This window comes from Streptococcus sp. Marseille-Q3604, assembly GCF_916619785.1.
Taxonomy (GTDB): domain Bacteria; phylum Bacillota; class Bacilli; order Lactobacillales; family Streptococcaceae; genus Streptococcus.
The window spans coordinates 864,823-880,949 of the sequence record NZ_CAKAKM010000002.1 but is presented as its reverse complement, the minus strand read 5'-3'; the positions used below and the strand labels follow the sequence as shown (position 1 = coordinate 880,949).

Sequence of the window (16,127 nt, the reverse complement as noted above, 5' to 3'; positions counted from 1 at the left end):
CTTACTTACCTTCTGATTTACCAGAAGCTTCTGCTACAGCCTTTTGACGGTCACGTTTCATAGTGTTTGAACGCAATTGTCCACAAGCAGCATCGATATCTGTACCGTGTTCTTGACGAACGACACAGTTAACCCCGTTTTTCTTGAGCACATCGTAGAAGGCCGCCACACGTTCCTTAGTTGAACGACTATATTGGTCGTGCTCTGATACTGGGTTGTAAGGAATCAAGTTGATGTATGACAACTTACGGATTTTCTTAGTCAAATCAGCCAACTCTTGAGCATTTTCAGGATGGTCATTGACCTCATTAAGCATGATATACTCAAAAGTTACACGACGGTTGGTTGTTTGGATGTAGTACTCGATAGCTTCAAAGAGTTTTTCAAGTGGGAATGAGCGGTTAATACGCATGATGCTTGAACGAAGGTCATTGTTAGGTGCGTGAAGTGACACGGCAAGGTTAACTTGAACACCTTCGTTAGCAAATTCCTTGATTTTTGGTGCCAAACCAGATGTTGACACGGTAATGTGACGCGCTCCAATAGCAAGACCATTGTCATTGTTAATGGTACGCAAGAAACGAAGCACATTGTCATAGTTATCAAATGGCTCACCGATACCCATAACAACCACGTGGCTTACACGTTCACCGTCGCCACGATCGTCAAAGTATTTTTGTACCAACATGATTTGCGCCACAATCTCACCAGCAGTCAAGTCACGTTGTTTCTTAATCAAACCACTGGCACAGAAAGTACAACCGATGTTACATCCAACCTGGGTTGTCACACAGACAGACAAACCATAGTGTTGACGCATCAAAACCGTCTCAATCAACATACCATCTGGCAATTCAAAAAGATATTTAACGGTACCATCTTTAGATTCTTGAACGATACGTTGTTTCAATGGGTTCACACAGAAATTCTCATTCAATTTAGCAATGAAATCCTTAGAAATGTTAGTCATTTCTTCGAAAGATTGCACACGCTTCTTGTAGAGCCAATCCCAAATTTGAGTAGCACGGAATTTCTTTTCACCGTGTTCCATAGCCCAATCAATCAACTCGTCACGAGTAAGACCATAAATAGAAGGTTTGTAGCCTTCCATATCCTCTAACTTCTGACGTTTACGACGTTCTGGTTTTGCTTGTGTTGTTACTTCTGACATAGTTTAATTTCCTTTTTTTCTGATTGTGAAATGCTGACCATCTGACTTGGTCTGGCTTTGTTTCTTCGATGGAGTGTTTTGACCTTTAGAATTTGGAGCTTGCTTCTGACTCTTCTTGAAGTTAGGCTTACGCTCACGACCACCATCCTCAGATCTAGATTTGAACTTAGGACGACGCTTGATTTTCTCAAAGCTTGGACCCTCTTGATCCCTATCTCTTCGTTTGGACTTGTCTGGCTTTTGCTTAGCAGAAGCTTTTTGCCCCTTATTCTTTTGAGAAGCATTGCGCTCTCTAGATTCCTGAGAAGCATTACGACGATTATTAGAACGACGGCGCTTGCGACGAGGCTCAGTCTCCTCTTCAAAGACAATTAATTGCGGCTCTTCATTTTTCAAAATAAAGTAGGCACAACCAAAGGCACAGTATTCACGTAAATACTCTGACAATCGGCTAATGCGGTCTGTCTTACGCGTATTAGGGCGCTCGTCCTCGTAAAATCCCTTAAGGCGAAGCTGGTCATTAGACCAGTCCCCAACGATATAATCATACTTGAGCATGATTTCAGAAAAACGTTGCCCAAAGCGGGTAGCGTCTAAAGCATCCTTGTGATTTTCAAGAACTGTAAACTGACAGGCATCTGATTTCAGAAGATCAGCCACATACACAAAGTCTGGCCCTGGATATTTATTATAATTAAACATTTCTGGCAAGATTTCTTTACGCATGTGCCATCCTTTCTGCTCTCTCTTATTTTCTATCCTGATGCTGTAATAATGTCTCTATATCTTATCCCAGTTGGCACCATTTTTTCCTAAATACTTGGCCACAAGTTCCCTTAACAAATCTGGAAAAAGAAGAGTAACTTCCTTTTCCTTAATTGTAGGGAAGTAAGAAGCAAAGTAGTACTGGTCCACAAGGACCAAACTAAACTTCTCATTGGAATCTACAACCCTTCTATTATACAACAAATTACCGTTTTTGTAAGCAAAATTCCCCGTGATTACTTCACCAAATGTCTTCCCTCTAAATCCCATACCTTTAATAGCTTGATTTTTAAGGAGTTCAGCCTTAGTAAAAACTTCCTGACAGATTTCTTTGAGCTCTTGTCCTGTCACGACTAGACGTGCCATCCGCATCTGGTGAGGAAGGGCTTCTTGCAGGTCTGCCATGGTCACTTGAGGACCTAGTGTTTTCATGATAAGTCCAGTATTTAAAAGCGTTAATTGGCTATCTGTCTCCTGACAAGCAGCCTGTAAAACCAATTGACAGGTCTCATCAAAATCTAGTTTTCGACCTAGATTAGCCACTTTTTTCTGAGCTAAACGACGATGACCTTCCTCACGCATGGCCTTGATAAAGGTTTCGTCCTCCTTGTCTAAATCCAAGATATAGGACTTGGTGGGGATAGCCTCAATATGACATTCTATCAATCGCCCATTTTCCACAGTAAGGTCAATACAGCCAAGATAATAGCCATATCTGTCAGCAGCTGCCAAATAAGTCTCATTAATCAACTTGCCCTCTTCAAAAAGGTGATGCGTGTGGCTCCCGATGACAAGGTTTACCTGAGGATAAGTCTCCGCAATCTGCTCATCATAACGTACACCCAGATGGCTAAGAACGACGACTATGTCTGCATCCTTTACCTCAGGGCGAGCCAAATCCTCTTCCAACTGCGTGAGTGGATTCAAAACCTCCCAACCGTTGGGAGCATAGGTGATGTAATAGGGAAAGGTATAGGCCAAGAAAGCAATGTTTGTACCTGCTTTAGTTTTATGGATAAGATAGGGCTTGGCCCATTCAGGCTGTCTCCCCTTATCCTTGAGATTTCCTATGATAGGTTGAAAATCAGCTTTCTCATAAAGATAGTCTAGCTCATCCTTAGCCAGACCAATCCCCTCGTTATTTCCAATAGTCGCATAGTCTATCCCCAGCTCATTCATCAGGGCTACATTAAAACGCCCAGCGGTCGCATCAGATAGAGGATGAGACTTATCCACATTATCCCCAAGATCTACCTTAATCAACTCTCTATCCGTCTGACTCAAATCATCCACAGCTCGCTTGAGTTGTGGATACTGTTCAAAATGAGAGTGTAAATCATTAATATGAAGAATTCGAATCGTGTCTTTCATGACTCCTATTGTAGCACTTTTGCTATAAAAAAACTTGACAATCATTCTGCCAAGTTTTTACATGTGAGACGATGCTTCTTGCTATCTAATTTTTTATAACTGAAAGGCTTATGATTAATGATGAATTTTAGTATAGAGAAGGACCACGAAACCTGCAACTCCTAAAACATCTATCATTGTAATTAACCAATGATGAGGGACACACAACTGATAGCAACCTGCTAGAATGAAACACACACAAATGAGAATGCTCGGATCATTTTGTTTCTTCAAATTTCTAACTAAACTCCGCAAAATGTAGCCATTCCAAGGCCGGCTCCTGACCATGCCCCAAATGCTCCACCTGAAACAGTCCCAACAATTGGAAATATAACAGTTCCAACTGATGTTCCAGTCAAAAATCCAAGTCCAGCAGATTCAGCGGTCCCAGCTACACAACCAATCACACCACCACCTTCGATAATAGAAAGATCTTCGGAATTAAGTGAATTAAAATTGTTAATGATTTGTGTTGTCATAGTAACAACCTCCTTTAAAATATTTTGTTCTACCCTTTTCTCAAAAGCTATGATTGTATTATAGATAGACAGCCAACAAAAAAGTAGTGACATTAATGTCACTACTGGATTTTTGAGAGTTGACTCAACTAGTAACCTCAAACTTACAAATTATTTTACTTTAAATGGAAGCTTCTTAAAAATAGCTGTGATAAAACTATTTAAAATCTGTCATAGTTTCAGTTTTTAAGAAATACTTAATTATTTTTCCAACATATACTGAGACTTTCCAAAAAGTTTGATAATAATCAAAAAAGCTGAAACACTTTGGTTTCAACCTCTTGAATTTTTAAATTAAAATTTGCTCTCACCTAGAAGCCAATACTTAGAAACTTTGCTTCTTAGCTTTACGCTCAGCACGTCCCTTAGCACGGTTAGCTGCACGGCGTTCACGTTTGCGTTTTTCGTCAACCTTCCACTGAATTTTCTTCTTGTAGCCAGGCTTGATTTTTTTCTTTTTCTTCTTAACCAAACCAATCATTTCCGTATCAAGTTTTTGATAGGCTTTTTCACGGTTGGCACGACGGTCACGGTCATAGGTATCTTGAAACTCGCCGTCCTTATAGACTTTCGGCTCAAAGGTAATCCCCATCTTTTCAAGCTCACGAATATCTGAGTCATCACTTGGTTGATAGAGGGTGATGGCTGTTCCTGACAAGCCATTACGTCCAGTACGTCCCACACGGTGAACAAAAAAGGACAAGTCTTGAGGGATGGCGTCATTGATTACATGGCTAACCCCTTCAATGTCAATCCCACGCGCTGCAAGGTCAGTCGCTACTATATACTCAAACTCAAGCTTCTTAACTTGATTCATGATACGCTTACGCTCACGTGGTGGAATACCTCCATGAATTTTTGCAACTTTAAGACCATTTGACACTAGGTAGCTGTGCAAATCGTCAGCACGTTCCTTGGTATTAACGAAAATCATTGCCAAATATGGCTGCATTCCCTTAAGCATCTCAAGAATCTGCTCATTCTTATTGCGCCCCTTAGTAGATACCAACCAGTTATCAATGGTATCTGCAATAACTGTTGAAGTTTTGATTTGTTCCATGACTGGATTGGTCAAATACTTCTTCAAGAATGGCTGTAATTTTTGAGGAATGGTTGCTGAGAAGACCAAAATTTGAACTTCTTTAGGCAGACTTGCCGCAATCTTGTCCACAGTATCCAAGAATCCCATGTCCATGGTCATATCAGCTTCGTCAACAACAAAGGTATGGGCCTTGTGGATAGCCAAGTCACCAGACTTAACTAAGTCATAGATACGCCCTGGTGTACCGATAACAATATGAGGTTGGGCTACCTTTAGTTTCTCAATCTGACGTTGCTTGTCTGTACCACCCACATAGTTAACCACACGAATTTCAGTCTCAGAGTGTTTGGCAATTTGTTTTGTCGCTTGGTAAATTTGTGTCGCCAATTCACGTGATGGTGCTGTAATAACAACTTGAACATCGCCACTCTTTGGATTGAGTTTCTCAAAAATTGGCAAGAGGAAGGTATGTGTTTTCCCTGAACCCGTCTTTGATTCACCCACTAAATCACGACCTGAACGAACCACTGGAATCAATTTCTGCTGAACAGGTGTTGGCTCCTTAAACTTAATCTCGTCAAGAGCCTCCTGAATAAATGTTTTAAAATTAAAATCTTTAAATGACATGTTTATTTACTTCTTTTCTATCTAGTCTATCCCTATCATTATAACAAAAAAAGAGCATTTCTGCTCTTTTCATTTATTTCATAACATTTCCAAGAACCATCCAAAGGGTAATGGCACTTGCAAGCGCTCCAACTGCCCAAAGGAAAGCATCAACCTTCCACTCTGACCATTTGTCACCCTTACCTGAAAGACCACCCAATTCGAGGTGATGGTGGAATGGTGTCATACGGAAAATACGACGACCTTCACCATACTTACGCTTAGTGTATTTGAAATAGCTGACCTGTAGCATAACAGAAGCTGTCTCAAAGACATAAACCACACCAATCAAGAGTAGGGTCCACTCTACACGTAGGGCAATAGAGATAACCGCAAGCATAGCTCCAAGTGACAAGGAACCAACATCTCCCATAAAGACCTTGGCTGGCTTATGATTAAAGACGAAGAAGCCAAGAAGTGCCCCAATCATAGTGATAATGATAGTCAAGATAGCGAACTCACCCTTGACAAAAGCGATAATTCCATAGGCAATCAAGCTGATAACCACAGAGATAGAAGCTAAACCATCAATACCGTCTGTCAAGTTCACAGCATTTGAGAAACCGACAATCCAGAATAGGACAAAGAGAACATAAAAGACACCGAGATGAATGGTTAATCCACCAATAGCTAGGCTATCTGTCCCACTAGGGAGTACGTGGATAAAGTAGAAAAGCAAACCCGCAATAATCTGCAAGGCCATCTTTTGCCAAGGTTTAAGTCCCTCATTGATTTGACGGAAAATCTTAAGGAAATCATCAAGGAAGCCGATAATTCCATAAATCAAAATTACAAAGAGAATCCCTACTGTAGCACCATAGGCTTGGTGGCCCTCGCTAAAGACGTGGAAGTTAAAAATCAAGCTAACCAAGATGGCAACCACTAGGAAGACTGTCCCTCCCATAGTTGGTGTTCCAGCCTTAGCCAAATGCTGCTTCACATCTTCATGCATTTGTTGGCCACCGATTTTCTTGATTTTGTAGTAAGTAATAAAGTGAGGCATGGCGAGCACCGTCAACACAAAGGCGGCCACACCTGCTATCAGACTCATAGTCATCTTAGTCTCCTAAAGTAATGGTAATCTTCTTGGTTTTAGACAGGGCTTTTCCTGCCGCAACACTTTGTTTGGTAACAGTCCCTGACTTGCCACCCTTATAAGTAACTTTAATGCCTTTCCATTTGGCAAAGGTTTCAACGTTCTTCTTGGTCCAACCATACATGTCTGGAAGTTCTGTGAAATCATTGGTCATGATAAGAATCTGTTCATTAGCCTTGATATTGGCTTTGGAATCTACAGAAACCTTCTCAATCTTATCACCAACACCCAGAACAATCGGATGAATCAAGTTTTGACGAAGGGTGTTAGCTGTCTCGCCCGTACTCTTACCGATAATATCGCCGGTTTGATAGCTCGTTTCATCGGTCTTTCCACTACCTTCAGAAACAGAGCTATCAAGCGTATCACCCATGGACATGGCTTCTTCTAGGACAGGGTTAACCACCGTCGCATAAAAATTATTATCCCAGGTCTTAGGTTCCTGAACCGTTACATACATGACATATTGTGGATCATCAGAAGGAACCATAGCTACAACTGAGTTGAGCGTTTCGTTGGTCCCATCTTTATAGGTTCCTGTCTTTTCATCAGCCACTTGGGCTGTTCCTGACTTAACCGCAACATCATAGTTACCAACCTTAATGATTGGCGAACCTTCGGACTTGTTGTACATGGTACCAAACTCTGGGTCTGTACCAACAGAAATCATATAATTACGGGTCTCAGAAGCAGTCTGCTTGGAAACTGGCTTACCAATAACTTCTTTCTTAGCCGTACGAACAGTGCCTTGGTTGACATCCGCAACTTGTTTGATAAATTGAGGTTCCAACATAACACCATTGTTAGAGATGGCTGAAAAAGCACGAAGCATCTGAACCTGAGTCACTGAAATCCCTTGTCCAAAGGATGATTGAGCAATATTCACAGAGTTTCTTGAGACAACCCCTGAAGATTCACCTACCATCCCAAAACGAGTTGGAAGTCCAAATTTGTAAAGAGATAAGTAGTTAGACCAAACCTTGTCTCCCATCTCTTGTTCTAGTATGGTCGTAGCAACGTTACTTGAATAAGAGAAGCCTTGAGCAAATGTCATGGTACGACCTGTTGAGATACCCTCATTGATTGACCAGTCATTAGTTTCAACGTCGTCAACCTTAATACCATTAGCATTACTGTAGGTCGCATTCGGGTTGAAACTTCCATTGTTAATAGCAGCTGACAAGAGCATGACCTTAAAGGTTGATCCAGGCTCATACTGAGCTTCGTAAAGACGGTTAACCCAGTCATAGTTTTTCTTAGCCTGTCCCTCAAGAGTATCAGAATTATAGGTCGGACGTTGTGTCGTTGCAAGAATCTCACCTGTCTTAGCATTAACAACTGTCGCTGAAGCATTGACACCTTGCGTCTGCTCCATAAAGGTATCCATCTGCGTTTCTAAGAAGGTTTGGAGAGGCGCTGACAAGGTTGTATAGATGTTCTTACCATCGATAGCTTCCTTGGTAATGGTTTCCGTACCTAGAAGCGTATTACCGTTTTTATCCTTCTCATAAATGGCCTCTCCATCTGTTCCAGTCAAGAGGCTATTGAGCGAGCGCTCCAAACCAGTTTGACCAATCAAAGAATATGAGCCGTCTTTTTTATTTTCAACAGCTTCGGCACGACCAAGAAACTCTGACGCGAAGGTTCCATTAGGATACATTCGTGACGTTGTTGCTTCAAAGGCCATCCCCTTAATTCCCGCATCTTTAAAGGCTTTCTCTAGTTCTTCTTTAACAGAGTAGGTAATTCCCTTCCCTTTTAGTCCAAAGGAAACCTGGTAGGCACCCTTAGTACGCAATTGGGCCAAGGAATCACTCTTTTCAATTCCTAGCTTATCCTTTAGAATATCAGCAACCTTGTCAAACTGACTATCTTGGACATAGAGTTTTTCTTGAGTCGCTGACACATAGCTAGTCGACACGATTGCGTAAATGGCATAACTGGTTGAATCTTCAGCCAAAACATTTCCATTTCGGTCGTAAATCGTCCCACGCTTGGCAGCCACTGTGGTCTTAGTGTTATAAGATTTAGCAGCCTGGGTCGACAAATCAACACCAAACTTACTGTCTGCCCCGATAATCACCACAAAGTTGATAATAAAGACGAAAAAGATAAAGATGCTGAGAACCATAAGGTTCTGACCAACGTGCTGTCGATTCTGGGCTGGCTTTCGCCTATCCCTAACGACATAGTTTAGAAATAAATGTTTAAGTTTTCTTAATCTGTTCATTGGTTACCTCACACTCTTAATACTATCGTTATTAATAGACAGGCCTGCCTTATTAGCAATCTCTTTAATACGGTCAGAGTTAGTCAACTCATTAACCGCCTGCTTAGCATTGTTAAGCTCTGTTTTTTCATCACTAATCTTGCTATTAAGGTCTGTGATTTGTTGCTTGATAGCCTGATTACGCCCTTGTAAAAATACAACTGCAATACTCATCACAATAGCTGTCAAAACAATTGCCGAATAGAAGGCCTTTTCCATACGCGTCATAAAACGAATATGGTTTCTAATGGCTCTATTGACAATCTGATGTTCCTTATTTTCCATAATTATTTCCTGATTTTTTTAGCCACACGCAATTTAGCAGAATGCGAGCGGTTATTAGCTTCTAATTCTTCCTGACTAGGTAGGATTGGCTTGCGATTAACTAAGGCTACCTTAGGTTGGAGGTCTTCAGGAATAAAAGGTAGACCTTTAGGCACATCTACCGTACTGGCTTCCTTGAAAAGCTGTTTAGTCAATCGATCCTCCAAAGAGTGGAAGGTAATGACCGAAATACGACCATCTACAGCAAGTAAATCCAAGGCCTCTTGAATAGACTCATCCGCAGCACCAAGCTCATCGTTCACTTCGATACGAATAGCTTGGAAAATTTGCTTGGCTGGATGGCCCTTCTTCTTCAATTCCTTAGCAGGCTTAGCTGATTTAATGATTTCCGCCAGTTCCGTCGTGGTCTCAATTGGTTTAACCTGACGGGCCTGTTCAATCTTACGTGCAATTTGTTTAGAGAACTTGTCCTCACCATACTTGAAGAAAATGCGCACCAAATCGTTGTAAGGATAGGTATTGACCACATCATAAGCGGTCAGACTCGCCTCCTCATTCATACGCATATCTAGCTTGGCATCCTGTTTATAGGAGAAACCACGCTCACGCTCATCCAACTGTGGGCTAGAGACACCCAAGTCATAGAGAATGCCATCAATTTCAGACACCCCCATGGCTTCAAGGTTGGACTTGAGATTACGGAAATTATCCTTGATGAAAGTCACCATACCCTTATCAATATAGTCCTTGAGACGCACTTGAGCATTATCAATAGCCTTTTGGTCCTGATCAAAGCAGTACAAATGACCCTTTTCAGATAATTGCGACAAAAGATAAGACGAATGTCCTGCGCCACCCAAGGTCGCATCAACATAGATGCCATCGGGCTTGATATCAAGCATATCAACAGTTTCGTGTAAAAGAACGGTTACATGGTGAAATTCATTAGTCATAACTTTTATTATAGCACAAGAATAGAGAAATTGTCTCGTTCTGTAAGTTAACAGGATAGTAAAAGAGCCAGATCCAAGGCCTGACTCTTTAGTTTCTATATCATTTGATAAGATCAATCCACTCGATAAAAATAACTTTCCACAGATGGCATCCCATTCGTCGCTATAATACGGTCCTTACTGTTATCTCCCGCATCACTTGCATCACTAACTCCCTTAGGACAAAGCTGAATTGGGGTATTCCCAACTGGACTAGAATCAACATAAGTTAAGGTATATATACCAGACACATACTGATTCGGTGAGACTTTGTCGATAGGATAAGTATAGCCCCAGAAATCCAACTGTCCATCCGAAGTAATGGTGATGGTCTTTCCATTTGAAGATTTCCATGTTCCTACAGCTGATTTGTAATTGCCATTTTTGAGCTCATCAGGCTTAAGAGCTGATGAACTTGTTTGCGTTTGTGACGCTGTGCTAGAGCTACTAGTAGAGGCGCTGCTCAGGTCCTTCCAACCCCAATTAGAGAGATCAACCTTGTCTGCACCCGAATCACTGTCATCTTTTACAAGAGACTGGCCATCACTACTAAAGTGGTAGCCAGAACCTCCACCAGCCATAGCACCAGCACTACCATAGTAGCTGAAGGTGTTATCCATGAGGTAGGCCAATGTCATACGCTCACCCAACATGCCCAGTTGTGGACCTTCTGTCAGACGAATCACCTGACCACTATCCTTAGAGATAGTGTAAATATCCGTAATCACATGTTCTTTAAAGAGTTTACCTGGCTTAAAAGCAAGAATCAACTCATCAACACCATTACCATCCAAATCACGGTAAGTATAGACCGTTGAGGCAGGACTTGTTTGAGAATTAGCATAGGTCACAATGAGAGAATTAAGTGAGGCATCCGTTTGATTGTCAGCTACAGCCGTTTGGTACTTACTAATGATGCTATCATAGGCAGATGTATCTACCTTTTTCTCTTGACTAGAGCTTGAGCTAGTACTCGTGCTAGAGCTTTCACTACTACTTGATTGTGACTGCTCTACTGATGAAAATGAAGTCGACGCTGTTAAGCCATTCTGCAGGTTTGAACAAGCTGTCAAGAGGACTAAACTAGACAAAGCCGTCACTAACACTAAAACTTTACTTTTCATTTTTAGTCTAACTTTCCTTCTCTTTGACTCTTATTCTGCTGTTCCAGAGCTAACATCTGCGCTGTAGGCAGGGGCTGTATAGCTTGAAGCCTCACTATGTGACTCGGTATAAGTTGTTGGTGGCACATAGTTATACTGAGGAGCTTGATAAGTCTCTTGTGCTGAAGAAGGCGTTGGCGCCGATGCTACCGCAGGAGTTGAGCTTGCTTCTGTCTGACTAGCTGCTTCTACCGTTGAGCTTGATGACGACGATTCGCTTGAAGATTCACTCGAGGTTGAAGAAGATGACGATGAACTTGAGCTCGATGACTTGGATGAAGACTTAGGTTTGCTTGATGATGACTGCTTAGTCCCCACCTTAACTTGAACTTTTGCATGATTGTGTGCGGGCTGCAAAAAGACGATAGCCAGAGCCAATAGGATAGCCGGTAGGGTAAATGCCAAAATAAGGTAACGTTTTTCTTTTAAATGACGAAGTAGTTTCATAGAATATTCACATTTCTTAAATATATTTTTAGTATCAATTAGTCTCAGATAAGATTATATCAGAAATATTAAAATGTGCAACATTGACATAAAACTTTTTTGACATTAGAAAAACCAACTCTAAGAGTTGGATGATTTGCATTATTGCTGTGGGTTATCGACGTTGTTCAATGGCACTTCTACTTTTGTTGGTTGACATAGTAGAAAAATAAGGATAAAAATACCGACAAATGGGATTAAAGGAATAAAAATATATGCCCAATGATAGCCAGCATCACGCAAACGACGAACCGTTATAGCAATACCAGGTAAAATCGCAGCCACACCATAGGCAAAAAAGATAAGTAGGAAAATCACTTCATTAGTAAGTAAGGATGTTTCATCTACCGCCATTCTTTGAAATACTGCTAGGAGCAAATACCAAGTAAAGAAAATCAATACATGTGCCGAACATGCAAACCAGTAATCTGAAGGTGTTGAACGGCCCTTAAAATCAACATAGCCCTTCCAAAATTTTTTGTAGGCTTCAATCATAATAAAATCCCCCTTTTTTATGTTACTCTCAGTATAACAAGAGAAGAGGAGGTTGACAAATCAACTAAAAAACAGCCTAGTGAGGCTGTTAAGTCATTATTATTGCTGTGGATTATTGAAGTTGTTAAATGGATACTCAACCTTAGTTGGTTTACACAACAACACAATTAAGATAATACCACCTACAAATGGGATAAATGCAACAAAAATATACGGCCAATTGTAGCCAGCATCACGCAAACGACGAACAGTTACAGCAATACCAGGTAAACACGCAGCAATACCATAGGCAAAAAAGATAAGTAGTAGGATAAGTGAAATAACAGCTAAAAAGCTTGAATCAGTTGCACCTGCAATTCCTCCAAATACTGCTAACAACACATAAAAAGCAACGACAGTTAACATATTTGCCAAATATGCAAACCAGTAATCTGAACGTGTTGAACGTCCCTCAAAATCTACGTAGCCCTTCCAAAACTTCTTATAAGCTTCGATCATAATAAAATCTCCTCATTTTTTGATAATACTACTATACCAAAAGACCGGTCTTCTGGCAAATTGACTAAGGAGCAGCCTATAAGGCTGCTAAGCACTTTTATTGCTGTGGGTTATTGAAATTATTAAACGCTACTTCTACCTTTGTTGGTTGTAAGGTTAAGATAAAAATAATAAAACCACCAAGATATGGAATTAGCGATAGGAATATCAAGGCCCAGTGGTAACCTGCATCTCGTAAACGACGTACTATGATTGCAATGGATGGTACAAGTGAGGCTAACGCATAGACTCCAATTCCTAACACTACAATATAGACCAAAATCATTTGAAAACTATATGGATCAGATGTATACGTAGAGGAGTCTCCTCCTAAAATCATGATTAGTATGAGTAAGAAACTAAACAATAAATAAACCAAGCATTGCGCAAGAACATTAAGCCAATAATCTGAACGCGTTGAACGTCCCTTAAAATCTACATAGCCCTTCCAAAATTTTTTGTAGGCTTCAATCATAATAAAATTCCCCTTTTTTTATGATACTCCCAGTATAGCAAGAGAAGGGAAGATTGACAAATCAACTAAAAAACAGCCTAGCAAGGCTGTTAAGTCATTATTATTGTTGTGAATTATTGAGCTGGTTGAAAGGAAATTCTATTTTTGTGGGTTGACAAAACAAAACCAACAGAACGATATCACCTATAACAAAGGCAAAACGTAAAAAAATCAAGGCCCAGTGATAGCCTGCATCGCGCAAGCGACGTACCTGAAGGGAAATGGATGGGATAAAGCTAGCAGGAAAATAGGTCATTACAAGCAGATACAGTAAGTTGAGAATAACATGGTAAGGACTATCGGGACTATCAAAAACAATTACAACTATAACTATGCTAAATAAAATGATAGTTACTATAGTATTTGCTAGAACTGCTAACCAATAATCTGAGCGGCTTGAACGTCCCGTGAAATCGACATAGCCCATCCAATACTTTTTATAAGCTCTAAACATCACAAAAGCTCCTCATTTTTGATACCCCCAGTATAGCAAAAGCTTTATACTCTAGCAAATAGACCAAAAAAGCCCCATCATGGGGCTTCATTGTTTATTCTCTAATTTGTCCTTGTCCGTTAATATAGAACTTGGTTGAGGTTAGGGCCTCAAGTCCCATTGGGCCACGGGCGTGCATTTTTTGGGTTGAGATTCCGATTTCAGCCCCCAATCCAAAGACGAAGCCGTCTGTGAAGCGGGTTGAGGCATTGACATAGACCGCTGCAGCGTCTACATCGTCTTGGAATTGCTCCGCACGACTGATATCCTGAGTCACGATAGCCTCTGAATGCGATGTCGTGTAAGTATTAATCCAATCAATGGCCTCATCAAGGCTGTCTACCACTTTAACAGACATAATATAGTCAAGAAACTCTGTCGCAAAATCTTCTGGTGAAGCTGGTACAGCTTTTTCCATGAGTTTCAGAGCCGTTTCATCTGCACGGAACTCAACAGCTTGAACTTTTGAAATAGCTTTTTCCAAGTTAGGCAAGAAGTCTTCCGCAATATCAGCATGAACGACGAGAGATTCTGCAGCATTACACACGCTTGGTCGCTGGGTTTTGGCATTGATAACAATCTGTGTCGCCATATCTAAGTCAGCATATTTATCCACATAAATATGACAGTTACCAACACCCGTTTCGATGACAGGAACCTTGGCTTTTTCTTTAACCGTTTGGATGAGACGGGCTCCACCACGAGGGATGAGCAAGTCTACATACTTGGTCGCCGCCATGAGTTCTTCTGCTACCTCATGAGAGGTGTCTTCAACCAGCTGAACAGCATTTGCTGTGATACCTGCATTTTCCAAAGCCTTACGGGCTACTGTAACCAAGGCCTTGTTGGAATTGATGGCATCACGTCCTCCTCGGAGAATGATAGCATTATTGGTTTTAAAGGCAAGGCTAAAGGCATCGATTGAGACATTGGGACGGCTCTCAAAAATCATAGCGATAACACCCATAGGAACACGCTTTTGAACGATTTTGAGACCATCCAGATTCGTATAGCCACGAACTACTTGACCGATTGGGTCCTGAAGATCTGCCACCTGACGGACACCCTCAGCAATCCCTGCGATACGGTCTTCCGTTAAGAGCAAGCGGTCTTGCATAATCTCTGAAATACCATTTTCCTTGGCATTGGCCATATCCTTAGCATTTTCAGTGATAATATAGGCACTCTCAGCTACTAGAGCTTTAGCTACCTGATTTAGAAGGTCGTTTTTAGCTGCTGTTGATAATTTAGCAATCTGACGACCTGCCACCTTGGCCTGTTGGCCTAGTGTATCGATATATGTCATCTTAGTCCTCCTGTTTAAAGAGTGTACCAATCTTGGCTCCTTCTAGGACACGAAGGATGTCACGTGGATTTTCACCATTCATCAAAACCATTTGGCTATGATTTTCAAAAACCATCTGAGCGGATTTAATCTTACTCATCATACCACCCGTACCAAATTTACTACCGGCACCACCAGCTGAGGCCAGAATTTCCTCAGTAATCTCTGGAACATAGCTACGAAGGGTCGCATCCTCATAAACATTTGGGTTCTTATCAAAGAGCCCATCAATATCTGACAGCATGATGAGTAGGTCTGCACCAACAATCTTAGCAACAATAGCAGACAAGCGGTCATTGTCCCCAAATTTAGTCGCATGATCCATTTCATCTACGCTGACAGCGTCATTCTCATTAACAACTGGGACAACCCCAAGCTCGAAGAGGCTCTCAAAAGCATTGATGGCATTGGCCAAACTCTCGGGATACTCAACCACATCACGCGTCAAAAGCAACTGAGATACCTTGGTCTGGTAATGTGAAAAGACCTGAGAATATAGGCTCATCATAGCCACCTGTCCTACACTTGAGACAGCCTGTTGCTTACCGACTTCAGCCGGTCGCTTGTCTAGGTCTAGGACATTGAGACCAAAGCCCATGGCACCAGAGGATACGAGGACAACCTCAATTCCTTTATTATGCAAGCTAGAAATAACAAAAGCTAATTGATCGATTTTTTCAAGATTAATTTTCCCTGATGGCAAAACCAGAGAGCTAGTCCCGATTTTGATAACCAGGCGTTTTACTGAGTCAAAATTTCGTTTCATGTTTATGATTATACACTAAATTCAGGTATTTTAACATATATAATGCATAAGTTTACATATTAAGGATTTTCATTAAAAAAGAATCCCTCCAATCGGAGAGACTCTTTAAACAGT

General features: G+C 41.1%; 17 protein-coding genes. All 17 read right to left on the bottom strand.

Annotated elements, in window-relative coordinates:
* Position 1 precedes the first annotated feature (1 nt).
* Positions 2 to 1,111, bottom strand: a complete 1,110-nt coding sequence (gene rlmN / locus LG375_RS08865; RefSeq protein ID WP_096832658.1) for a 23S rRNA (adenine(2503)-C(2))-methyltransferase RlmN — start codon at positions 1,109 to 1,111, stop codon at positions 2 to 4.
* 63 nt (positions 1,112 to 1,174) lie between these two features.
* Positions 1,175 to 1,897: a YutD family protein gene (locus LG375_RS08860; RefSeq protein WP_048674861.1), complete on the bottom strand. Its 723-nt coding sequence runs from the start codon at positions 1,895 to 1,897 to the stop codon at positions 1,175 to 1,177.
* A 54-nt stretch (positions 1,898 to 1,951) separates the two neighbouring features.
* Entirely contained in the window at positions 1,952 to 3,307 is a 1,356-nt protein-coding gene (locus LG375_RS08855) for a bifunctional metallophosphatase/5'-nucleotidase (RefSeq protein ID WP_225745652.1), read from the bottom strand.
* Positions 3,308 to 3,588: 281 nt separating this feature from the next.
* The gene (locus LG375_RS08850; protein ID WP_225745651.1) at positions 3,589 to 3,825 is read right to left on the bottom strand and encodes a Blp family class II bacteriocin; all 237 of its coding nucleotides are present in this window, start codon (positions 3,823 to 3,825) and stop codon (positions 3,589 to 3,591) included.
* A 364-nt stretch (positions 3,826 to 4,189) separates the two neighbouring features.
* Positions 4,190 to 5,533 carry a DEAD/DEAH box helicase gene (locus LG375_RS08845; protein WP_060971666.1) on the bottom strand — a complete coding sequence of 448 codons (1,344 nt, stop codon included), beginning with the start codon at positions 5,531 to 5,533 and terminating at the stop codon, positions 4,190 to 4,192.
* Positions 5,534 to 5,606: 73 nt separating this feature from the next.
* Positions 5,607 to 6,629 (bottom strand): phospho-N-acetylmuramoyl-pentapeptide-transferase, encoded by a 1,023-nt coding sequence (gene mraY / locus LG375_RS08840; RefSeq protein ID WP_014632644.1) that lies wholly within the window; start codon positions 6,627 to 6,629, stop codon positions 5,607 to 5,609.
* 1 nt (position 6,630) lies between these two features.
* Positions 6,631 to 8,898, bottom strand: coding sequence for a penicillin-binding protein PBP2X (gene pbp2X, locus LG375_RS08835; protein ID WP_225745650.1), 2,268 nt, complete (start codon positions 8,896 to 8,898; stop codon positions 6,631 to 6,633).
* A 3-nt stretch (positions 8,899 to 8,901) separates the two neighbouring features.
* Complete coding sequence (gene ftsL / locus LG375_RS08830; RefSeq protein WP_002884540.1) at positions 8,902 to 9,222, bottom strand: cell division protein FtsL; 321 nt, start codon at positions 9,220 to 9,222, stop codon at positions 8,902 to 8,904.
* A gap of 2 nt (positions 9,223 to 9,224) precedes the next feature.
* Positions 9,225 to 10,175: a 16S rRNA (cytosine(1402)-N(4))-methyltransferase RsmH gene (gene rsmH, locus LG375_RS08825; RefSeq protein WP_118184935.1), complete on the bottom strand. Its 951-nt coding sequence runs from the start codon at positions 10,173 to 10,175 to the stop codon at positions 9,225 to 9,227.
* A gap of 113 nt (positions 10,176 to 10,288) precedes the next feature.
* Positions 10,289 to 11,338, bottom strand: a complete 1,050-nt coding sequence (locus LG375_RS08820; protein WP_225745649.1) for a hypothetical protein — start codon at positions 11,336 to 11,338, stop codon at positions 10,289 to 10,291.
* Positions 11,339 to 11,368: 30 nt separating this feature from the next.
* Entirely contained in the window at positions 11,369 to 11,824 is a 456-nt protein-coding gene (locus LG375_RS08815) for a Wzz/FepE/Etk N-terminal domain-containing protein (RefSeq protein ID WP_225745648.1), read from the bottom strand.
* A gap of 141 nt (positions 11,825 to 11,965) precedes the next feature.
* Complete coding sequence (locus LG375_RS08810; protein WP_225745647.1) at positions 11,966 to 12,358, bottom strand: DUF805 domain-containing protein; 393 nt, start codon at positions 12,356 to 12,358, stop codon at positions 11,966 to 11,968.
* A gap of 99 nt (positions 12,359 to 12,457) precedes the next feature.
* On the bottom strand, positions 12,458 to 12,856 hold the full coding sequence (locus LG375_RS08805) for a DUF805 domain-containing protein (protein WP_002884632.1): 399 nt from the start codon (positions 12,854 to 12,856) through the stop codon (positions 12,458 to 12,460).
* Positions 12,857 to 12,953: 97 nt separating this feature from the next.
* Positions 12,954 to 13,370, bottom strand: a complete 417-nt coding sequence (locus LG375_RS08800; RefSeq protein WP_049545893.1) for a DUF805 domain-containing protein — start codon at positions 13,368 to 13,370, stop codon at positions 12,954 to 12,956.
* A 100-nt stretch (positions 13,371 to 13,470) separates the two neighbouring features.
* Positions 13,471 to 13,863 carry a DUF805 domain-containing protein gene (locus LG375_RS08795; protein ID WP_225745646.1) on the bottom strand — a complete coding sequence of 131 codons (393 nt, stop codon included), beginning with the start codon at positions 13,861 to 13,863 and terminating at the stop codon, positions 13,471 to 13,473.
* A gap of 94 nt (positions 13,864 to 13,957) precedes the next feature.
* On the bottom strand, positions 13,958 to 15,208 hold the full coding sequence (locus LG375_RS08790; protein ID WP_225745645.1) for a glutamate-5-semialdehyde dehydrogenase: 1,251 nt from the start codon (positions 15,206 to 15,208) through the stop codon (positions 13,958 to 13,960).
* Between the two features lies 1 nt (position 15,209).
* Complete coding sequence (gene proB, locus LG375_RS08785; RefSeq protein WP_004183407.1) at positions 15,210 to 16,013, bottom strand: glutamate 5-kinase; 804 nt, start codon at positions 16,011 to 16,013, stop codon at positions 15,210 to 15,212.
* Positions 16,014 to 16,127 lie beyond the last annotated feature (114 nt).